We start from the raw sequence: 22,911 nt of genomic DNA, 5'->3' as shown, positions 1-22,911 counted from the left end.
AGAAGCTAAGAAATGATTCTTTTTAAATAGGTTTTAATAACCTTATATTCTTCCAGTTTGGCAATAAATATCGCCGCCGCTAAGATAAGACTTAAGATAACAATATTTGATACAATGTCTAAAAGTGGTGTTTGAAAATCGATAAGATAGAGGTTGAGGAAATACATCATTAGCGCCGTAACCAATACTAGCAAACTATATTTAATGGTTATTAGTAGCAACTGTTTATTTTTAACGGGGAAATAGCATGCCATGATCGCAGCCGCGATAAAATGGGAGCTAGCTAGCGAAAAAGGAAAAATGTAGATATTATAATCTTTAAAAAAATACAGATTCATCCCAATCATTAATAACTGGGCGAGCGTTCCATAAGTTGCAAATAGTTTCCCCTTTCCAGCAGAAAGAAGTGATAAGCCATAGATGTAGTAAAGAAAAATCGAAAGGACTGCCCAGCCATAAAACATCGATAATTCACTTATCTCAGCTAATGACACAGCTGTTATATTTCCTTTTTTATATAAAAAATCAACCATTGAATTAGAACACCCTGTTAACATACCAACGATTATTGCCACAATGAGGAAACCAAGCTGATAGATTTTTCGGAATTCCTCAAAAAACTCATCCATCAGTTTGGAGGAGAATTTCAATGTAAGCATTGGTACCATGAGCGAAACAAGAACACCGCTAAGTACTTCCAAAGGAATATCAGAAAATTTACGTGCGTAGTCTAAAATAGAAATAGCCCCCGCCGAGAAAGACGTTGCCATTGATTTCTCCACAATTACATTGATCTGAGAACTGAAGTGAGGTAGAAAAAAAGGAACTGAAAAAATAAAAAATGGCAGAGCTGTGGCGAATTTCGCTTTTAAAACCCCACTAAATAAATCCAGGTTGCGTTTTCTTAGCTGCTGCAATAACATAATTAGTAAAAGTATTAATCCAGCGTAATAGGAAATTGCCAAAGATATAATTCCGATTGATGGAGCCAGCGTAAGGATTACCACAAGGGTGAAGAACTGTGTAACCAAACCAATAATTTCCGGTATGATAAAGGAGTTATAAGTATTCAAAATACTAATTAAAATTTTTGTTAGCTGATTGAGTAGAAAGGATGGCGCTACTACTCGGATCATAAACATTAAACTTGTTTGTTCAATTTTATCATAACCTGGCGCAAGAAGTTTTACCATTAATTGAGGAAAGAGCATAATGATTACGACCAATAGAAAGGTAATCAAATGAATCAATAACAACAGCGATTTTGTTTGTTGCATGGCCGCTACTTCACCATTTTCAGCTCTGATAAATTGGAATTTAGCTCTGAAAGTATCATTTAATGGAGCCCAGATAGCAATATCTAAAATGATAATCGCATTCAATGCCAATAGCCATACATCACGCTCTAAACTCACGCCAAAATATTTTGAGGAAAGTGAGAGATTCAAAATAGCAAAACCTAGTCTGATAACTCGAATGGTAAATATAAAGGCAGCCTGCTTTCTCAATTTTTCTTATCATTTTAAGTTTAAAACCTGATGATTAACCAACCAGTACCTATCGGCCAACATCATCCTTTATAAATGGCCTGAAAGATGAATGCTTACAATGCCATTCTATCAAAAGAAGTCATGGTAGCACGAATTTTGAATGGTTATCTTAATAGCGACTAATTGATCTAACCTTCCTTAACCAAGCAATGGTGTCATTTCTTCTAAGAAATGATAAAGTTAATTATAATTTGAGCAAATTACTTTGCTATGAGGTTGCGCTTTTAAGAAGTCGTATTCTGCCTTCTATTTTTAATCGCACACCGATAAAAACACACGTCGATCCTAAAATTATTAATATTGTAGAAGCGATTGCAATTGTTCCCAATTTAACGACAATGATATTGACTAGTAGCTGCACAATTCCATAGCCTAGAGATATATATATGTGGGGTATTTTTTTTTCATTAGCTAAGTATTGATAAAAATGGCTTCGGTGAGCGTCAAAAATATTCTCTTTTCTGATTAACCTAAATGCAATAGTTGTAGCCGCATCTAGTCCATAAACCAATAATAAAAGAATATAAGCAAAATTATCTGTTCGAATAATAAGCAGACCAATCAGGAATGTGATAATAAAAGCAATTGAAACACTACCTACATCACCTGCAAAGCACTTAGCCCTGGTTCTGAAATTGAAAAAATTAAAAACCAATAACGACAAGCCCGCGTAAAGTATTAAATCAGAGGCTACAAAATTAACCACCTCCTGATTAATAAAAAAAAGTGCGATGATTGTGATCAAACTGTAGCTTCCCGTAATGCCATTGATTCCGTCCATAAAGTTATATGCATTGATGGTTCCAATGATCAAAATAACCACTATAGGCATAAGATAAAGCGACAAGGAATTCCCTCCCCATTCTCCGATCAACAGGAATACGGCAATGAAATGAATACTCAACCTCATCTTATTGTTCAACGTGAGGATATCGTCCAGAAAACTTACAATAGTGATTAGGGAAAGTCCCAGGACAAAATATGGATATTGAAATGCTTGAGAAAAAAAGAATGCTAAAACAGCAAGATAAAATATAATTCCTCCCCCCCTGATAGTAATAACTTTATGTGAACTACGACTATTAGGCATATCTATAATATTATAATAATCTGCAATTTTAAAATAAAAAATTTCCAGGATAAAAAATAAAGCAAGAAGAATTAAGATCGTAAATGTTGCAGACATAGACTAAGAAGATTTAAAAGATTTGGCAGTTTGAATTAATCCCTCTCTACTTTCGATTGGTAAAGCTGAGGAAAGTGCTTCTGTGATTTTTCGATTACTTACCACATAGTTCTCCGTTAGTTTATTTAATCGTTCAGTGTTTAAAGGGAGTTTGAGCCGATCTCCGATAGCGGCCATAACATGCAATAAGCTTTTCGGTATATTCCAAAGCTTAGGTGTTTTATTAAGACTAGCAGCCAAAATACATACTACTTCGTTAGTAGATACTGGCTCTCTGTCTGCTACATTATAAACATCTGAGGGAATATCATTTCTTTTCAGCAATTCTTTAATTACATAACACAAGTTCTCAATACTTAAGAACGATCTCTTATTCTCATATGCAGAAAGTGGATAGGGTATTCCCTTTTGCACGAATTGATATAGAAGATTCAGATTACCCTTATTACCAGGCCCATGAATCATGCAGGGCCTTAAAATAAAGTATGATTTACCTTCCGGGAGCGGAATAGACATAATGTATTCTTCGGCCATGAGTTTAGATTTACCATAGTGTGTTGCTGGCGCAGGTACCCTCTCCTCTGTTAAAGTCTCGTTTAAACTATCAGCGACGGCTTTTACCGAGCTAATATAGATAAACTTCTTCATCTCAGATTTCAAAAAAACATCATAAAGCTTTTTGGTTAGCTCAAAATTCACACTATAATATTCCTCCGAATTTGCTGATTTTTTTAAATCGTGTGCCTTACCTGCCAAATGAATAATTGCATCTTGTTCTGCAAAATTAGACTTATCCTCCATTTGGTTACGGCCTAAAGCAGTTGTAATATTGCTGAATTTATTTAAATAAGGCACTAAGTTTTTACCTACAAAGCCAGAGGCTCCTGTAATTAATATTCTATTCATCTAAACTGGGCTAATGCACTTCTATTTATCCTTTGTCTTTCTTTGTCGAAAAGCCATCCCCATTTATTAAAATAGGCAATTGCCGATTTAATAAATATCTTAAACAATTTACCACTCTTATTTGCCCCCGATTCGTATTTATGATATACTGAAACTTGTGGAAAGTAAATAGTCCGGTACTTGGCGTGCATTCTTCTTGACAAGTCCCAGTCCTCAAAGTACATAAAATACCTGTCATCGTACATCCCAATTTCTTTGATTGCATTTAAATTAAGTAGTGTAAAACAACCCGATAGTATGGGCGCATTGTAGATTATATCGGAAGGGACGAAACGGAGTTCATATTTTTCAATAAACTTATTATAGGAATTGACGGGCCTCTTTAGCTTTCTCCAGATTATACTTAACGGACTAGGCAAAAGCTTAGGCAAGCTTTGAATGGTACCGTCCTCATTCAGCACCTTCGGCATCATCATACCAATATCCTCGTTTATATTCATATAGCAAATCATAGTCTTACAAATATCACCACTAAAGTAAATATCTGGATTAATGACTACATGGTATTTGCTACCGAGCTTTATCGCATCTTTTATGGCAATATTATGGGCTGCCCCAAATCCCGGATTTGAAGGGTTATGAAAGTAGGAAATACGCGTATCAAAGCAAACATCATTAAGTTCATCAGTCGGAGAATTATCTATGAGATATAGTTTTAAGTTCAAATCCGTCCCCAAAAAACTGTTAATTGCCATCAATAATACCTCACGATCATTTTGGTAAAGCACAATACATCCAGTAAGATCTAACTTCATAATATATCAACCTTTTTTAACCTCTTAAAAATACTACTGATCACCTTGACAATTAGATTTACATTGAACATGACTTTAGGTTTTGTTGCTTCATCACTGCAGCCAATTTTACTTTCATAGCATTTTTTCCATGTATTTAAAAGGATGCTCAGATTGCGTTGCAAACCACTACATTTCGTGTTAACACGACTGTTATCTGTAGAATAGTACAATAGACTAAGTATTTTATTTAATTCTAACATCATTTCAACAAACTGATTATCAATGGATTAATTGCGTTCAATTCTTTCACATAGAGTCTGCAATCCCCATCAGGATTAGTCCACCTCCCATAACCATTATCATACCATTTATTCCTATAAAACACAAAGGGTATACCATTTTCTTTGATTACAGCTATTCTGTAGCCCAATTTCAGAACAAGCTTACTTAGTTTTAATTCTCCGAATTTGATTATGGATAGCTTATAGTTGCTTCTGGAGCCTGGCAAAAATCCCCCATTTAAATCTATAACTTCCGTTAAAACTTGTTTTGTCGTAAGGATAAAAAAGCTCTGTATATGTGGTTGAAAGTTATTCCTGATTAAGGTTTGATAACTTTTCGAACTAAATGAAATCCCAAGCATGCCTAGCTCTTGGTTTTCTTTAAAATAATTAAGATACTCATCTATAAAATCAACCTGCCGTGCAGATATTGAAGAATTCATCAACAATACATATTGGTTGTCCAAAGGCAAGAGCTCTATAAATTTACTATAGCCCGAGAAGTCCATAGCTAAATTCTCGACTGGTACAACATTAAAGTCGGATAATTCTGTTTTATATTTAAAAAGATCATAATCAGAAATTGTTATAGTATTTCTTAATTTAACATTGCCTCTGTAATTCCGTAACCTCCTCAACTGATACTCCAGACCGCAATCAAATTGCCTTCCCCTAATTGTTTTTGATCTTTTCATCTCATAGCCACCCCATTCGTGGACGCAAACATTTAGAAGGGATATATCGGTTACCTTTTCTCTTTTTCTTAACTGATTATATTTAAGAGGCTTTTTGTTCAGGTAGTTACTTAGTTTTCTTAAAATATATTCCCAGATATATAATATAGGGAGTAGTAATAATTCTATCCCGATGCTCAGAAGAAAGAAAAGAAGTGACTTATAGTACAGTAAACTCTTTTTGAACATATGATCAGTTAGCTATAATGAAATTTGTAAACATTGTCTTATAAAAAATTAAGCTTCTAGTCCTTTTCACGAGCATTGTTGCTCTGATAAAAACAACAACGAGATATTGAAATCGTTCCGTGAGATTTTTTTTATCACAATTTTTAGCCCCCTCACAAAAGAATTTGTACCTACTGTTTAACCTCGTTATATCTTGGATGTCATTAGAAAAATCTTGTCGTGCCTCACTATCCAAAACCTGAAACTCGAGGTTAAACTTTCTGAACCTTTCAATAAATTCAAGATCACTAAAATCAAGTTTTACTTTTTCATTATAACCTCCAGCATCTAAAAATGCAGAAAGATTAACTAAAATACCACTATTAACTGGCGAAAATTTAACAAATGGATAACGGACTGGTTTAACCGATTTCATTGCAAAACCTCGTTTGAACTTCCTAATAAATGGAGAAAATATGATAGATTCCTTTACCTTTATGATAGGGCAAAATAAGTTGATATCAGGCTGGTTGAGTATGCCATTAGTATAGGCATTGATTATCCCGCCATCAAAACTTGTATCCTGATCCAACAACAATAGCCATTGTTTTCCCAGAGTTTCTGCAAAGCGTGCCCCCTCATTATAGGCTTTACTTACACCAGCATTTTCGGTCGCGTGAATATATTTTAGGATATTAAATCCGCGAATATCTATCAAAGGTTGGGCATTCGGACTATTATCAAAAATAAAGAGATCCATTTGCATATCATTTTCTTCCAGGTCTTTTCCAATGGATTTTAATGTATCTGCCTTAGAAAGGTCAGTATTATAAATGACAACTACTGCAAGAATTTTTTCGATTTGATTATTCATGAAGTTCTGAATGTTTTTGTAGCCGTTGCGGACCAGTACTCTCAATATTAAACATTTTATAGATCACATAGTTCTGATATGGATAATAAGCTATGGTTGTGGGCGCATTCAGGATATAGGGCATGCAAGAAAAAAAAGCGAATATGCCTGCATAGGTAAAGGCCAGCATTCTTTCCTTTTTAACTTGAAATAAATAAATCATTGAAGGAAACAGTACCACATTCGAAATTAAAAAATATAGACGAAGTCTGTCAGCCATCTCAATAAGTTCGTATAAGCAAAAAAAGGTAAATATCTGGCATATATATATATTAAAAAACAAGTAAAAATATTTGTTGCGTTTCTCTAATCTGTCCCTGTAAAAAATGCAAAATGCAAATGTAGTAATGTAAAAGAGGATAGAAGCTATAGTATTTGCTGTAAGTTGTCTTCCCTCAGAAAATTTATCATTTGTTGTGTATACCAGCAATTTGGCAGCAAAAACTTCGCTTTCAAGCGAAGGAAATACAGCTGTAATTGTTTTTTCAAGCCATGATATGTTGAAAAAGAATATGATTAACGAGATACAAAAAAATACAACAAGTGAGACCGAGCTAAATCTTCTTTTTGCAACGAAGTAGATTGGGATCAATAGATATGCACTCCAATGAAAAGACGCTGCAAAAAGAATCATAGTCAGATAAATCCAAAATTTTCTTTGATGAATGTATTTTATTGAATAGAAAAATACACTCAAACTGAAACCTTGTCTCAACCCACTCATGTCGAGAATAAAAAAAAACAGTGAAAAATAAATCAGTAAGGAAACAACTCTTGATTCTGAATAACAATTCACTCCCTTATAAACAAAGAACATGCTTACACATGAAGTAATGAAGAAAATAACTTGAATAGATCCGCCAAAATATTTAACTACCGACATCAATAGACAATAGCCATAATCTGGTGTAGAAAAGATCAATACTCTCCCAAAAGCATCTGTAATATCGGTAATTGGTGGTGTAGTTTCCAACATTTTTTCGTAAACTAACCAATCTACTCCTGTTTCGTATCTTAAACCAGCTATCAGAACAAAAATCAAAACGACAAACAATGTCATATAAGTTTGATACTTATATTCAATATTTATCAATTCAAAAATCGTAAATAAACAGATTAGCAGAAATAGGAGCAAATAAAACATGTAATCAATTATTTAATTTTGTCCAGTGTGTGCTCGTTGTTGCATGTTTAATATAATATTCTTCTTCAGGGGATAGTTGTTTCGAGTCTACGTACCATGGCATATGATAGGCCTGATATGGCATTGCCGTTCGGTACATCAATGCTCCTTTTCCTGCCTGCATAAATGGTCGATAAAGCGCAAATGTAGTATCAATAAATCCCTCAAAGAATTTTCCTTCAATATTTTTCGCATAAAATTGGCTTTCCCATTCCATAACAGAGCGCTTATTACTAAAAGAATCAGGCAAGTCATCAATTTTCAGCGAGAAACCTACCTTTTGAACACTTGGCCTAGATTTGAGAGTTTGCCAGAAGAAGTCAAGAAAATCATCTGGGCATGCTTCAATCGGCACTACATCAGAATCGGTATATACATAGTAATCTCTAATAAACTGTTTATAAATGTCAGTTTCCCACATCGAAAGATGCCCAACATTTTTCTCTAACCTGAATATATGATACTTACATTTTTTATAGAACTCAAGTAAGGGAGGATATGTTGAAGCGTTGTCAATGATGTAGATATTTGTATATCCTCTTTCCTCAAGTGAGTTGATCAGTAGCTGCATATATTCCAATCTGTTCCGGTTATTAATGATGATGGGAATCTGGTAAGCATCACTGATTTTTGACGGATAGATCCAAGACAAGGTGAGCCTTCTAATGGTTCTCAAAGAGTACACCAGCGGCCTTAAAAGGATTTTAAATTTTTCTGTAGTACTACTCATCTTTAAATGTTATTTTGTTCGACAACAGATATTGGTTAACTTCATATATTGCCTGATTTAGATCGTTAATTCTTTTTTTTGAAAAGATCGGAGATCTTTTGCTGGTCAATTTCTTAAACCCCTTTTTTAACAGGCCTGCGCCAACTACATAAGCGATGCTGATATATAATTTACCATAAAACGCCACTTGGTTCATGTTTAGTACTTTATAGAGATTCATTGTCTCTGAAAGGGTTAAACGGAAAATATACTTTCTATTTGCGTAAATTCCATAGGTTAAAAATTTATAAAGATTAATACGCGAAGCAAGTGTATTTTCTCCCATTTCCCGGAGCGCCTTTAGTGCTGTTTCAGCCCAGATAGTTTCTACGCTATAGTATTTTGGAATCTCCGCTTCCCAGACATAATCACCTCTATTCCTGAAGTGGGGAGCATCATCCAAACGACCTGAATGACCACCTGTCATATTGGCGACTGAAGCACTTGCGGGACAGGCACCAGCGATAGTAAAGGGGTAATCAATAACATAATGTTCCTTGGTAATGCAGGTCAATGCTATCGTAGAATAGATATCCGGCGTTAAGCCACCGAAATAATGTCCTGTTTTATGCTTAACTAAATCAAATACCGAACGTTTAACGATTCCGTGATAGGTTCTGGGTAAGCAATAAGATTGATAGTTCAATGTCCCATCCAGCACGATTAATTTATGCAGTGAATCTAAAAGATCAAGCCTTTTCTTGGTGCCAGAGTAGGGGGGAATGTTCAACTCTCCATCTTTATATCTCTCTATTTTATCATTTGGCCAGATATACTCAACATTATTTGCAGAACATACAGATTCAATGTGATTATGGTCCATCCATTCAACAATATTCAATATGTCTGGGGTAATGGAGTCATCATCGCCTAGAATGCAAAAGAATTTACCTGTACTATTCTCCATTGCCTGATTAAAATTTGCGACGAATGATAAGGCGGAGTTGGTATAATTATATTTAATTCTGGGATCAGCAATATTATCTAAGAGCTGTTCCAATTCATTGGTATCTGAATTATCTTGGATAGCCAATTCACAATTAGCTCCCAGAGCCAATAATATTGATTTTACTGATTCGAAACAGTACTTGCTGCGATTCTTTGTCGCTATGATTATTGATAATAAAGGCTGACTCATAAAGTTAATATTGCAATAACCAGCTAATATCATGAAGCTTATTGTGTCTCTTGTAATTTTGATAAGCGATATTCAAGATAACTGAAAAAATGCCTATTAAAACAGGTGAGGCTAACTTGTAGTTTAGCGGAAATTGCTCGAAAATAAGATAGAAAAATATTGTTACACCAAATGTAATTAATAATGGGACAAGCAGTGTTGTAAAAAAAAACAGAAATGCATTTTCTTTGAGATATGATGAGAATAACACATAATATAAATAAACGTAAGAAAAAAAATTAATTAGCAACCAAGGGATGCCAGCACCAATTATTCCAAAATATTTCACAAAAAGATATAATGCAGGGACTCCGAAAACCAACTGCACCAGCCCTTGCTTAACAGTATATCTTGTTTGTCCGTTGGAGAGTAGGTAATAAAATGGAAGCAACTGAAGCGCCAGAAAGACACCGCCTATTGTTAATAACCTCACTATATATACTATCTTTTGTAAGATGTCCTCAACAAACATCCGCTTACCTGTCCATAATACAACAATTTCTCTTGCATAAATAAAAATTATAATGCCAATGGGGATAACCATGATATTCAAAAGATAAGTAAAGTTTCTGAAGCTGGTTTCCTGAGCTTGGGTATCTTTAATTGAGGCAAGTCTTGAAAGAATGGGAAAAACGGCTATTGCCAAGGGCGAAGCTAACAGTAACGGAACCTGCGCTAGCGTTGACGCCAAAGAATAATATCCAAATTCAGATAGTGAGAATAAACTACTAGTTACCAACTTGTCTGCCTGGGTGTTAATTGCAGAAATTATTGCAACAACTACCATTCCTGATATATAGACTTTAATTTCACTAGGTAGCTTGGTGATTGTGCGGATTAGGTTTACACTGAATGATTTAAGATATTTGATTACCGAATACCTTAGAACAATAACGTACACTAGGTTGCAAACTATTTGCCAAATCAGGAACAATTCGAGAGATGCCTGATAAAAATAAAAAATTGTGATGATTCCCACCGTTCGTAAAATGCTCCAAGAAACCTGCATCACATTTGCCCGCACCTGAACCTGCAAACCCATTAGCGCACCAAAATACAATGAAGATATCAATTGCATAACAGCACCCAATCCAATTAATTTGACATAATATGAGATATCTGAGTTTGCAATCTTTTGAGAATTAAGCCAATGGGAGGCTATAGTCGATGAAAAGGAAAAAATCACACCAAATATTAACACGCAGATCAGCAAATAATATCGCTCAACGATAGCAAGTAAACTGTATTTGTCTGATGCCTGCGTATCTTTAGCGAATTCTCTTGTTATGGCGGACGACAAACCTGCATCTGCAAAACTAATTAGTCCAAGAATCAATGAGTAGAAGCTGATGATTGCGTAAGCCTCAACTCCTAGGAAATCAATATAAAGTGGGATAAAAAGATATATAGATGCAAAGCCCCATAACTTACTGCCGTAATTAGCTAATATATTTTTAAGTGTCGCGGCATGACTCATCGTTAACTATAAGTGTATTGAGTGTAATAAGATTGATGTTCATTCATAAATTCCTTTTGAGCAAAAAGCATTTCCTCATAAGACGGCACTACGTAATCAATTGCCATATTCGTATTTCTAAACGATTTGTCTACCTGATAATCTTTTTGATCTGAAACCTGAATGTTTTTATTATAAACGTTGTTAAATAAAGAAAGTAAATCGAATTTATTGATCGGCATATTATTAGTTAAGTGTATCAAACCTGTTAATTCTCTTTCCAAAACCCAAAGTATAAATTTGGCGAGCTCCAGAGTCGTAATACCAGACCATATTGCGCTCTTGTATCCGTGTACAACACCATTTTGCTTCATGAACCAATCAAAAAGCCCCTCTCCGGAGTCTGATAGTTCTGGACCGATGATCGACGTGCGAATGGTAAGATTGGTTTCATCTACAACCTCGCCTAAACCTTTGGAAATTCCATAGACATCAATCGCATCTTTCACAGAAGTTTCTGTGTAGTCGCCATTTTTTCCCGAAAAAACACAGTCAGTTGAAATATGAATAAGCTTGCAATTATGCTGTTTACAAATTCTGGCTAAAAAATGTGGATAATAGGAATTAGCATAAATAGCATTGGCCGGATTTGATTTTGCTTCCCTGATCAGTACGCCAATGCAATTGATGACAACATCAGGTTTTAGATCGCTAATTACTTCTTCAACCTTAGCGCTGTCATAGATATCTAAAACTCTCTTCAATTCATCAAATCCTTTTCGATGAATTGTTCCAAATACCTCCACACCACTTTTTTCTTTCAGCACAGTATAGATGACGTGGCCGGCCATGCCGGCAGCACCGAAAACTAAAATTCTTTTCATTGTTTTAATGCTTCCTGAACAATGTCTAATTTAAGTAAGAGATCGATTGTACCCTCAAGCCCCAGACGGGTTGTATTATGAGAATGATAGTCTTCAAAATCAATGTATTTTGGTTCCCCATCCTCTAAAAATTTCGCGTAATTTAAATCTCTGTTATCTGCAGGTACACGATAAAAATCACCCATATCTTCGGCTTTTGCCATTTCTTCTCTGTTACAGAGGGTTTCATAAATTTTCTCACCATGACGGATACCAATGGTTTTAATTGGGTTATCAGCCTTAAAGATTATTTTTAGCGCCTTTGCAACATCGAGAACTGTAGAAGCTGGAGATTTCTGAACGAAAATATCACCAGGTTTTGCATTCTCAAATGCGAACTCTACCAAATTAACCGAATCGGTTAGTGACATCATAAAACGGGTCATACTTGGTTCAGTGATCGTAATTGGGTTTCCACTTTTTATTTGCTGAATAAACAAAGGGATTACAGAACCTCTGGATCCCATCACGTTTCCATAACGGGTTGCACAAAATACCATTTTACTCTCAGCATTCAACGATCTTGATTTCGCGACCATCAGTTTTTCCATCATCGCTTTAGATAAACCCATTGCATTGATCGGGTAAACGGCTTTATCTGTACTTAGCACGACAACTTTTTCTACTTGATTTGAAAGTGCACTGTTTAATACATTTTCTGCCCCTAGAATGTTTGTTTTTACCGCTTCTATTGGATAAAACTCGCAAGACGGGACCTGTTTAAGTGCAGCAGCATGAAATACGAAATTTACTCCAGACATCGCATTGTTAACGCTATTGATATCTCTAACATCCCCTAAATAGAATTTTATTTTACTGTTATTGTAGAACAGTCGCATATCATCCTGTTTCTTTTCATCCCGACTAAGAATACGAATTTCATTTATATCAGATTTCAGAAATTTATGTAAAACTGCATTGCCAAAAGAACCTGTACCTCCTGTTATTAATAGAACCTTATCTTTATACATAATCTTTATACATACTTAGTATTTCTTAATGTTAATTTCTAATGATGTCCTGAACAATTTTCCGCAAGAGCAAGAATAGTACAGACACAAAGCCAAATAAAAAGGAACCTATAATAAATCCTTTAATAAATCCAATTTTTTTCTTGAATAATGGATATATCGGTTCATCGATCAATTGAATTAATGGTTTCTCTTTTCTAATTGAAATTTTTGAAAGCTCTAAATTTTTAACTAATTCAATTAAAATCGCTTTATTAGCCTCCCCGTTAAACTGGGATCTTTGTGAACTTGATCTTAAAACCTGTCTGGTAGGATTTAAATTGGGCGTTGCATCTAATGCTGCAATACCTGAATAAATATTACCTTCAAGTACCCGCTTTACCGAGTCAGTTTGATGCTGTAGAATGGCAAGGTTTTCCAATGATTTTTTTGTTTTTGTCTGAACATAAAAATCATTTACGTTCCTTACAATTGCATCATTAAAAGACTTTGCAAACTGCTCATTCTTTGCATTAACATCGACCCTGATAATGCTTAATTTTTTATCTGGTTTGGAAACAAATAGATAGCTCTTATTGATTTCCTTTACTACCTCTCCCATTACGCTGTCCTGCAACCGACTAAATTGCTTTCCGGGAATGGCATTAAAATTAATCATTGCCAGTTCCGGTTTATTAGTCCATTTATCTCTAAGCTTATTGAACTGGATAAAAAGATCAATATGCGATGTGGTAGGATTTCCACTCAAAGGACTTAACAATGCTTTCTCAATCATAGTACGCGACTTGTAAAGTTCTATGATATTATCTCCTTGAAATATACCTCCTCCGCTATTCCCAATATCAATACCAGCCATAGATGCTAAACCCGCGAATTGACCCAATCCACTCTGCTTATCACCTTCTTCTAAAACAAAGGTACTTGTTGCAGTATATAAAGGTTTATTGAAATAGGAATATACGACTCCTAATCCCCCGCCTAATACCGCAAGAAAAATAATAATCCAACTTTTACTAATTAGCCATCTATACCATTCATTAAGCTTAATAAATAACTCTTTTAATGACACAACCTTCTCGGCTTCACTATTCACATGAGGTATATTTTCCATTTTCATGAGTTAGACTCTTATCTTAATAAACTAACTATAATTGCTCCCAATGAAGCAACTGCAGTTCCAATTCCAATCCAGCTTTGTGCAGTCATACGTTCTCTTTCCGCACGTTTAGGAACCAATATTTCTGCACCAGGCTTGACAACAGGATAATTGCTAAAAAACAAAAACTTGCTCACTGCCGCCGCAGATCCGTTAGCATATTTAATATAGGTTCCACCTTTTCTCGCGTTCGAGGTAAAACCACCAGCGCCATTGATGTATTGCCTTAAGCTCTTTCCAGGAAGGTACACAATGCTGTTGGGATTAAGTACCTCACCGGTAATTCGCACAGTCTGCAAAGTGCGTGGAACACGGATAATATCCCCGTCCTCTACAATCAGGTCGTATTTCCCCAATGGTTTGTCCATTATACGTTCCAGATTGATGCCGACCAGGTCACTTTGAATCAGTTTCTGCTCGATCTCCGCCGCCAATGTATCTTTAGCACCGGCTTCCTGTGCACGTTTTAAGCTTAAGTATTTTTTCTCCTCTTCTTCTTTATTGTTAATGGCATTCTTATCTGTTGGATTTACTTTTTCGGCACCAGGGCGTTTTAAACTCGCTCCTTCAGCGTAAGCATAAGAAGTGAGTCCACCGGCTCTTTTGATCACATCAGAAATACGTTCATTTTTATTGGTGATGGTATATACACCAGGGTAAAGAACCTCACCTTCTAATTTGACTTGTTTCTGAATGGAATAACCCTCTGAATTTCTGATCGACACAATATCAAAAGGCTGTAAAACAAAAGTAGGCCCCTCAATTTTCAGGTTCCGATCAACCGAAAGGCTGAATACTTCAGCCGTACGTGAAGTTTTACCTATGGTATCTGCACTTTTAACCCTTCTGGAGATTTCAATCCGGCTGGGCGTAGCACCTTCTTTAAACCCGCCCGCCATTTGGATCAAAGCTTCGACGCTCATATTATCTGCATAATCAAATGTGCCGGGCTGCCTAACCTCTCCCTGAATGCTAAGCTTATATTCATCTCTCAAGTCAAACAAAGACGATATCGTTACTTTATCCTCTCTCTGAAGCGGAATATCAGCCTGCGCACCAGACATGATCTTAGCAACATCGAAAGAAATAAAACTGGCAGTATTGTCGAAATTCAAGCGGTTGATATAACCTCGATTTAAAAAAGCATCTTCTTTCAAGCCGTCGGCCTTCGAAATCAAGCGTTTCAAGGTGGTACCATCTTCTAACGAATACTTCCCAGGACGAAAAACAGCTCCATCAATTTCTACTTTGTTTGCAAAACGATCCAAAATTGTGTCTATAATAAATTTATCTCCATTCTGAGGATTATAGCTATTGAATTGTGTACTGGAAACATCAATAATCTTCCGCTCTCTATTGGTATTTTGCAACACTTTAATATTGGAACTGTAAGCTTCTGTAGAGAAACCGCCAGCAAAGCGCAGAAGATCTGCAAGGCTTTCGCCTGACACCACCTCAAATAAGGCTGGCCTTTTAACCTCTCCCGACATTTCTACCCGCTTTTCATAAACCGGAATGTTGATCACATCCTGATCCTGTAATCGGATGTTGCCTTTTTGAACGCCATTAAGCAGGAAGCTATACACATCAATTGTAGACACGATATTGTTTCCCCTGATCACCTGTATTTTACGGAATGACCCGTTTTCATTTGGACCTCCTGAAGCATTTAGTGCATTAAACACAGTAGAGAGGGAAGAAAGGGAATAGGAGCCTGGTTTCACAACCTCTCCAACAAGAGTAATTTTAATCGTACGGATATTCCCAAGGTTCACAGCCACAGTAGTTCTGCCTGTTCTTAGTGAAGGATAAGTGGACGCAAGGCTAGACCGGATTTTACTAATAGCTTGCTCAATGGTTAAACCACTTACGGCGATATTCCCGACGTATTGCATACGTATTATGCCATCAGGACTAACTTTCAATTTATAACTGGCCTCATTATCGCCGCTTAAATCTACCAAAAGTTCATCATCCGGACCAATTACATATCCTTTTGGCGTGGCCATTCGGAGATTAGGTTCAAATGTGAGGTTGGTATTGGCAAAAAGTTCCTTTCCAAAAACTTTGGGTTTCAGACCTTCGAAAATATTGATTTCAGTTTGTTGGTAATCTTTGTTGTTTGTCTTTTTATTGTTTATATTTTTACTATCTGTATTTTTTGTTGAATCCTGGTTGATCTTGACCGCTGTTCTTGACCGATCACCGCTTTCTTCTGCATCTCTATTTGATGTGTTATTGTTCTGCGAGGTAGCGCCACTGGTTGTTCCATCCTGCTTTCTAATTTTCTCTACCCTTAGTCGTAATTTTTGAATTTCGTCAGCCTTCATACCTTGTGCAGCAGCCATCTGCTCTAACTGTGCGTCGTTATAACCGATAGATTCCGCGCGCTGCATTAATTGCCGGATCTGCGTATCAGTTAGGTCGTCGACCTTCACATTTGCATAATTGGTCTGAGCCATTGACTGCTGGAATACAGTGAGCATGATCAGAAATAGTAGGGTTGTAAATATGTTTTTCAACTTCATAGGTATAGGAAGTATATTTAATTATATTATGATTATTCGAAGTAGTTCAATGTGCTGAATCCGCCTTCTTTTAAATACTGATCTTTTTTCATTACTTGCAAATCTGAATGCACCATCTCTTTCACCAGCGCAGCCAGATCATATTTAGGCACCCAGCCCAATTGTGTTTTTGCTTTTGTAGGATCGCCCAGAAGCAAATCAACTTCCGTTGGCCTGAAATATTTAGCATCCACCTGAACTACCGTCTGACCTGGCTTTAGTGCTTCAGCGTTTAGTCCGAAATTGCTCAGTAGTTCCTGCTCAACATCTATAATTACGCCCCTTTCATACTCGTCTTTTCCGCTGAATTCAATTTCGATTCCCAACTCTGCAAAACTCATTCTAACAAAATCTCTAACTGTGGTGGTCACCCCTGTTGCAATCACATAATCTTCAGCTTTTTCCTGTTGCAGAATCAACCACATCGCTTCAATGTAATCTTTGGCATGTCCCCAATCCCTTTGTGCGGAGAGATTACCTAAATAAAGGCATTCCTGCAATCCAAGTGCTATTTTAGCCGCCGCTCTGGTAATCTTACGCGTCACAAAAGTTTCTCCCCTTAAAGGGCTTTCGTGGTTAAATAGAATACCATTGCAGGCAAATAAGCCATAGGCTTCCCGATAATTAACGGTAATCCAATACGCATACATCTTAGCAACAGCGTATGGCGACCGTGGGTAAAAAGGGGTGGTTTCACTCTGCGGAACAGCCTGTACGAGTCCGTAAAGTTCGGAAGTAGAAGCCTGATATATTTTAGTTTTGGTTAGCCCAAGAATCCTGATTGCCTCTAATAGCCTTAGCGTACCTATCCCGTCGGCATTGGCCGTATATTCGGGCATCTCGAAGCTCACATGGACGTGGCTCATTGCCGCGAGGTTATAAATTTCATCAGGTTGAGTCTCCTGGATGATCCTAATCAGGTTTGTAGAATCCGTTAGATCGCCAAAATGAAGTTTGAAATTAACATTATTCTCATGTTGATCCTGATATAGATGATCGATGCGGTCAGTATTAAATAGCGACGACCTTCTCTTTAAACCGTGCACCATATAGCCTTTCTTCAGAAGAAATTCTGCCAGATATGCTCCGTCCTGGCCCGTAACACCTGTTATTAGCGCAACTTTCATAAACTATTTTGATAACTTTTTAAGCGAGCAAACATACATAATTTTTTCTAGCTTAAGGATAGGAAGCCTCAGCTCGTTGCCAATAGTGTGAAATTATCGTATTTTTCTACCTCCCCAATCACGATTGATTGTCCTCAAAAATATAAATGCCTATCAATGATCTACATCTGGGAAATATCTTTATTTTTGAAGTTGATATCCTAATCAAATGAAAAAAATTATATTCCTGTTAGCGGCACTAGCGCTATCATTACCCACGTTTTCCCAAACAAGTGCAGATTATAACTTTTCGTTAGGCTTAAAAGCGTACAGCATCATGCAGCTTCCTAAGGTATTGAACCAAACAAATTACCAAGATTTCAAGCATACCTACGCAAATGCGTTGTTCATGAAATTCAATGATAATCAAATCAGTTACCGTATTGGAGGAAATTTCTATAGAAAGAGTATCACCTTCCCTAATACCTGTGCCAGTTGTGAAATTGCGGAAGGAATACTGACTGATTTTGCATTCAAAGTTGGCTTTGAAAAGAATTTCACCTACTCCCGTTTTCAACCTTATTTTGGGATGGACCTGGGTTACCGCTCTAACAGATTTAGTGGTAATACCTATCCTGGCAATACCATGTTTGTGGGTACCGCGAGATATGCAGAATCATCAAAAAATGGATTGGTCATTTCGCCGATTATAGGCGTAAAGCTCAACTTAATACCGCTTATGAATCTATTTGCGGAAAGCAGTCTGGACTATTTTTATTCTTATGAACGCCAAGAATCAACAGAGCCGAACGGAACTTCCAGGACGGTAAATACCTATCAAAAATCAGAATTCTTGCTTAACCTTTTTTCAGCAGGAGTCCAGTTTAACATTAGTAGGAGAAACTAGTCCAAAAAAAGCTATTTCCTTAGGCGCAGTTCAAGAAGAGAGCCGACCTGATAAATTCTGGGTTTGATATACAGAGATAAACATTGGCTATAAACCTGAGTTCGATAATTAATTCGATTTAAAATTGCAATCATGCCAGAAAATATTTAAATCCGTGAAATTCAAACGCTTAAATATCACACGGGCGTGATTAAATATGATAAAAGTTACCGATATTTTCCGCTTAGTTGACGAATTCTGCAAGAACTTTGAGTTTGTAAGAACAAACGGATCAAGGCAAACAAGGTATTCAGGGGGATTGCTGAAGTTAGAAAATCCACAATGGGCTGGTTTTTCGGTTTCAAACTTCATTTGCCGATTAATGACAGAGGCGAAATTCTAAATTTCCTGATTAGCCAGGGAAATATGGATGATAGGGCCCTTGAAAGAGAGGAATTCCTGAAAAAAATATTCGGCAAGCTGTTTGGAGACAAGGGATATATCAAAAACTTTGTTTGAAATAACATGAACGATAAGATCAGATTGAGGAAAAGGTCTGTGATAGAAACTGTAAATAACGAGCTTAAAAACATATACCAGATTGAATATTCAAAACATCGCTCATTCATTAATTTTATAGTTAATATTTTGGCTGGATTGGCAGCATATAGTTTTTTCCCTAAAAAACCATCAATCAATTATACGCATTTTAATAATCGAACTCAGGTTCGAGATAAATATTGGATGGAGAATGAATAATATCCCTGAAACTTAACAAAAGATGCGTCCACACGGTAAGGTGTAAAATCGGGGCTGCAAGCCACGTTCATGATAAGCGCTCTGCTAAATTGCATTTAAAGGATAGCAATGTTTATTTTTTTCTGAGCTTTTTAGGGTCGGTCTTATCAACATGCTCAGTCTTTAGGTAATTAGCGCTATTATTTTTGGTCTTCACCCAAGAATATCTACTGGTCACACAATGTGGGCAAAAATATTTCCTAATGGGCAGAAAAAAAAGCAACGTTTTAATCAACCAAGGCCTTGGAATTTGATAGTGGTAGTGCGTGTTACATTTCCAGCATCGGGGATACGGATTTGACATTAATTTAGTATTTTAGTTAGTTGGTTAGCAAAACAAAAAAGCAAATAGTATGCCAAAGTAATAAGACATTATAAACTACTTATGCCGAACACTTTTCAACCAGACACTAAATCAATTGACTCAAAAACTAAACAGAATTATTGTCCTAAATAACTTTCTGGGAAACTACCCACAGAGCCAGATGGAAAACTTCATCTTAAAAATCCCGCAAATCCTGATTAGCTTTGCTTCCTTTAATTTTTACCTTTAGGTCGAAGTATGGTAATGGAAGTTGATGCAACACGCAAAAGAATCTCACTATCGATGAAAACTGAAGCCAGTCCGAAGTCGGAAGCCCGTAGTCGGGAGACTAAAGAGCATAAACCAAAACAAGATTTTAAGCAGAATAACAGTAGACAAAACTTCAAGCCACGTAATGAGCCAAAAGACGCTGATGGCGATCTGCAGGAAAAATTAGCAAAGCTGAAAGTGAAAGGCATGTTTAAATAAAATATAGCTTTAAAGGCCTAATAGCTACTTCGTTGTCAGCATCTTTCCTGCTAGATAGACCCTGAAATAAATTCAGGGTAACGACGGTGAGTTGAAAATATCTACAGAAGATCTTGAAAGGCATGTTATTAATCTAGTTCAGGTTTATAATGATAAAATCCCACAACCCGAAAGCAAGATGAAAGTTTTGTGAATGATAACTTGATTAAAATATCAAGAGATACCGCTATTAATCCAATGATTAGGTTCTTAAAAAACAAAGGGATAGGATAACCTGAAACCTGGTCAATATACTGCATAAACGAATTTTGTGATTAATAAATACGGCGATCAGCCAATGGATATTCTTATAACAGCTATATTTTTGAATTGTTTGCCAACAGAAAACCAAGAGCCGCAAATAAATTATTTACATTAGAGCCTGTTTGAATTTTATTCAATAATAATTTTATAGCAGATAATTTGACCATTGTTTCAGATGTTTCCATTAATAGCCCACCGATTTGTAGAGCATAACCAAAGTGTAATCATGCCCTTAACCATATTCCTTAAAAGCTGTTGTTCAGGTTCTTGTACAGGCATTTTTTTTGGATTCCACACCGATAAGAGTCTGTAAGAACATACGGATCAAGGCAAACAAGGTATTCAGGGGGATTGCTGAAGTTGGAAAATCCACAATGGGCTGGTTTTTCGGTTTCAAGCTTCATTTGCCGATTAATGACAGAGGCGAAATTCTAAATTTCCTGATTAGGCAGGGAAATATGGATGATAGGGAGCCCTTGAAAAGAAAGGGATTCCTGAAAAAATATTCGGAAAGCTGTTTGGAGGCAAGGGGTATATATCCAAAACTTTGTTTGAAATACTTTACTGATGGGGTACATTTGATAACAGGCATACATAACAATATAAAAAACAGCTTAATGAACATGAACGAAAGATCATGTTGAGGAAAAGGCCTGTCATAGAAACCGTAAATAACGAGCTTAAAAACATATACCAGATTGAACATTCAAGACATCGCTCATTTATTAATTTTATAGTTAATATTTTGGCTGGATTGGCAGCATATAGTTTCTTCCCTAAAAAAACCATCAATCAAATATCAAACTGTAAAAACTAATCAATTGTACGCATTTTAATAATCGAACTCAGGTTATAATCTATCATCAACCAAATCACGCGCAATGAATGATTTAGTATCGAAAATAACAGCTCCAGTTTTTCTGAATTCGGAATAATCAACGTTCAAAAACTGGTAATGGGAGACCGCCAGAATCACAGTGTCATATTGATATCCAAACTGTTCCAATAACCTAAAACCATATTCCTTTTCCACTTCAGCTGTATTGGCCCAGGGATCAAATACATCAACTTCCAAACCAAACGATATCAGCTCCCTATAAATATCGATTACCCTTGTATTTCTGGTATCGGGGCAATTTTCTTTAAAAGCGAAACCTAATATTAGTGCTTTAGCGCCATTAATTACCTTATCTCTGGCCACCAACATCTTAATCACCTTATTGGCTACAAACATGCCCATATTGTCATTTATCCTCCGCCCGGATAAAATCACTTCAGGTTTATAACCCAAAGCTTCCGATTTATGCGCTAAATAATAGGGATCGACGCCAATACAATGGCCACCAACCAAGCCGGGTTTATAATTGAGAAAATTCCATTTGGTTGCAGCAGCAGCCAGGACATCTGTTGTATCAATGCCCATGCGATCAAAGATTAAGGCCAGTTCATTTACAAAAGAGATATTAACATCCCGTTGTGCATTTTCAATGGCTTTTGAGGCTTCTGCTACTTTAATGCTGGGTGCCAAATGGGTACCTGCGGTAATGATAGATGCGTAGAGTTGATCAATTTCAGCAGCAATTGCAGGCGTAGAGCCCGAGGTTACCTTTTTAATTTTGGTAAGGGTATTAACTTTATCTCCAGGATTAATCCGTTCTGGGGAATAGCCACAGAAAAAATCGATATTGTATTTTAATCCTGAAATTTTTTCTAAAACAGGCACGCAATCTTCTTCAGTACAGCCAGGGTAAACAGTTGATTCATAAATGACGATATCATCAGCTTTAAGCACTATACCCAACATTTTACTTGCCGCAAGTAAAGGTTGCAGATCTGGCCGTTTGAGCTGATCGATAGGGGTAGGAACGGTAACGATATAGATGGTACAGGTGGCCAGGTCGGCTAAATTGGCACTAAGGGTTAATCCCACCTCTGATTCAACAATTACAGTTTGCAGATCTTCCAGATTGGCTTCGTTTGTTCGATCCTGTAGTTGATTTAACTCTGCAACCCGTTCCTCGTTCGTATCAAAACCAATTACTTTATATTTCTTCGCAAATTCGATAGCCAGGGGTAAACCTACATAACCTAAACCAATAATTGCAATCTGCTTTTTTGTATTCATTTTTTCTTTCGGTAACTGGGCAAATATAAGATAAATCAGGGATGCTTATTGTGCCTGATTCAATGCTGATAATCTTTTAACCACAGGGCCCACAAAGAAAAAAAGCACAGCGCACACAGTGTTGGGTGCAGCGTAAGGCTTAAATGAACTTATATCTCTTATG

At 36.4% G+C, this 22,911-nt stretch carries 19 protein-coding genes and 2 pseudogenes; 5 read left to right on the top strand and 16 right to left on the bottom strand.

Annotated elements, in window-relative coordinates; all coding sequences use genetic code 11:
• Positions 1 to 5: 5 nt before the first annotated feature.
• From EYS08_RS08210 to gmd, 15 genes are all read right to left on the bottom strand, one after another.
• Complete coding sequence (locus tag EYS08_RS08210) at positions 6 to 1,508, bottom strand: lipid II flippase MurJ (RefSeq protein WP_131029558.1); 1,503 nt, start codon at positions 1,506 to 1,508, stop codon at positions 6 to 8.
• A gap of 250 nt (positions 1,509 to 1,758) precedes the next feature.
• Entirely contained in the window at positions 1,759 to 2,736 is a 978-nt protein-coding gene (locus EYS08_RS08205; RefSeq protein WP_131029557.1) for an MraY family glycosyltransferase, read from the bottom strand.
• Between the two features lie 3 nt (positions 2,737 to 2,739).
• On the bottom strand, positions 2,740 to 3,642 hold the full coding sequence (locus EYS08_RS08200; protein ID WP_131029556.1) for an NAD-dependent epimerase/dehydratase family protein: 903 nt from the start codon (positions 3,640 to 3,642) through the stop codon (positions 2,740 to 2,742).
• Positions 3,639 to 4,457, bottom strand: a complete 819-nt coding sequence (locus EYS08_RS08195) for a glycosyltransferase (protein WP_131029555.1) — start codon at positions 4,455 to 4,457, stop codon at positions 3,639 to 3,641. Before EYS08_RS08195 ends, EYS08_RS08200 begins: the two co-directional genes overlap by 4 nt.
• 241 nt (positions 4,458 to 4,698) lie before the next feature.
• The gene (locus EYS08_RS08190) at positions 4,699 to 5,643 is read right to left on the bottom strand and encodes a hypothetical protein (RefSeq protein WP_131029554.1); all 945 of its coding nucleotides are present in this window, start codon (positions 5,641 to 5,643) and stop codon (positions 4,699 to 4,701) included.
• 4 nt (positions 5,644 to 5,647) lie between these two features.
• Entirely contained in the window at positions 5,648 to 6,496 is an 849-nt protein-coding gene (locus tag EYS08_RS08185) for a glycosyltransferase family protein (protein ID WP_131029553.1), read from the bottom strand.
• Positions 6,489 to 7,628 (bottom strand): EpsG family protein, encoded by a 1,140-nt coding sequence (locus tag EYS08_RS08180; protein ID WP_165456404.1) that lies wholly within the window; start codon positions 7,626 to 7,628, stop codon positions 6,489 to 6,491. Before EYS08_RS08180 ends, EYS08_RS08185 begins: the two co-directional genes overlap by 8 nt.
• Before the next feature lie 55 nt (positions 7,629 to 7,683).
• Positions 7,684 to 8,448 carry a glycosyltransferase family 2 protein gene (locus EYS08_RS08175; protein WP_208745816.1) on the bottom strand — a complete coding sequence of 255 codons (765 nt, stop codon included), beginning with the start codon at positions 8,446 to 8,448 and terminating at the stop codon, positions 7,684 to 7,686.
• On the bottom strand, positions 8,441 to 9,625 hold the full coding sequence (locus EYS08_RS08170; RefSeq protein WP_165456403.1) for a glycosyltransferase family 2 protein: 1,185 nt from the start codon (positions 9,623 to 9,625) through the stop codon (positions 8,441 to 8,443). Before EYS08_RS08170 ends, EYS08_RS08175 begins: the two co-directional genes overlap by 8 nt.
• 4 nt (positions 9,626 to 9,629) lie before the next feature.
• A complete protein-coding gene (locus tag EYS08_RS08165; RefSeq protein WP_131029550.1) occupies positions 9,630 to 11,141 on the bottom strand; it encodes an oligosaccharide flippase family protein in 1,512 nt (503 codons plus the stop codon).
• A 2-nt stretch (positions 11,142 to 11,143) separates the two neighbouring features.
• Entirely contained in the window at positions 11,144 to 12,004 is an 861-nt protein-coding gene (locus EYS08_RS08160; RefSeq protein WP_131029549.1) for a dTDP-4-dehydrorhamnose reductase family protein, read from the bottom strand.
• Positions 12,001 to 13,014 (bottom strand): polysaccharide biosynthesis protein, encoded by a 1,014-nt coding sequence (locus tag EYS08_RS08155; protein WP_131029548.1) that lies wholly within the window; start codon positions 13,012 to 13,014, stop codon positions 12,001 to 12,003. The genes EYS08_RS08160 and EYS08_RS08155 overlap by 4 nt, the downstream gene beginning before the upstream one ends.
• Before the next feature lie 31 nt (positions 13,015 to 13,045).
• Positions 13,046 to 14,131: a Wzz/FepE/Etk N-terminal domain-containing protein gene (locus EYS08_RS08150; protein ID WP_131029547.1), complete on the bottom strand. Its 1,086-nt coding sequence runs from the start codon at positions 14,129 to 14,131 to the stop codon at positions 13,046 to 13,048.
• Positions 14,132 to 14,142: 11 nt separating this feature from the next.
• Complete coding sequence (locus tag EYS08_RS08145; protein WP_131029546.1) at positions 14,143 to 16,698, bottom strand: SLBB domain-containing protein; 2,556 nt, start codon at positions 16,696 to 16,698, stop codon at positions 14,143 to 14,145.
• A gap of 32 nt (positions 16,699 to 16,730) precedes the next feature.
• Positions 16,731 to 17,864 (bottom strand): GDP-mannose 4,6-dehydratase, encoded by a 1,134-nt coding sequence (gene gmd, locus EYS08_RS08140; protein WP_131029545.1) that lies wholly within the window; start codon positions 17,862 to 17,864, stop codon positions 16,731 to 16,733.
• A 208-nt stretch (positions 17,865 to 18,072) separates the two neighbouring features.
• Between gmd and EYS08_RS08135 the strand changes: the two genes are divergently transcribed.
• The 5 genes and pseudogenes from EYS08_RS08135 to EYS08_RS26640 all read left to right on the top strand — a co-directional run bounded on the left by EYS08_RS08135 (position 18,073) and on the right by EYS08_RS26640 (position 21,440).
• Entirely contained in the window at positions 18,073 to 18,750 is a 678-nt protein-coding gene (locus tag EYS08_RS08135; protein WP_131029544.1) for a hypothetical protein, read from the top strand.
• A 252-nt stretch (positions 18,751 to 19,002) separates the two neighbouring features.
• Positions 19,003 to 19,488 (top strand): annotated as a pseudogene (locus EYS08_RS26320) (transposase); the annotation flags it as partial.
• A 601-nt stretch (positions 19,489 to 20,089) separates the two neighbouring features.
• A complete protein-coding gene (locus EYS08_RS08120) occupies positions 20,090 to 20,320 on the top strand; it encodes a hypothetical protein (protein ID WP_131029542.1) in 231 nt (76 codons plus the stop codon).
• 587 nt (positions 20,321 to 20,907) lie between these two features.
• Positions 20,908 to 21,284: pseudogene (locus EYS08_RS26645) on the top strand (transposase); the annotation flags it as partial.
• On the top strand, positions 21,261 to 21,440 hold the full coding sequence (locus tag EYS08_RS26640; protein WP_131029540.1) for a transposase: 180 nt from the start codon (positions 21,261 to 21,263) through the stop codon (positions 21,438 to 21,440). The pseudogene EYS08_RS26645 and the gene EYS08_RS26640, both read left to right, overlap by 24 nt.
• 33 nt (positions 21,441 to 21,473) lie before the next feature.
• Here EYS08_RS26640 and EYS08_RS08105 read toward each other — a convergent pair whose 3' ends face one another.
• On the bottom strand, positions 21,474 to 22,748 hold the full coding sequence (locus tag EYS08_RS08105) for a nucleotide sugar dehydrogenase (protein ID WP_131029539.1): 1,275 nt from the start codon (positions 22,746 to 22,748) through the stop codon (positions 21,474 to 21,476).
• Between the last annotated feature and the right edge of the window lie 163 nt (positions 22,749 to 22,911).

The organism is Pedobacter kyonggii, assembly GCF_004310665.1.
Taxonomy (GTDB): domain Bacteria; phylum Bacteroidota; class Bacteroidia; order Sphingobacteriales; family Sphingobacteriaceae; genus Pedobacter; species Pedobacter kyonggii.
Note: the sequence above shows the minus strand (reverse complement) of the source record. Positions and strands in the feature narration are given on the sequence as shown.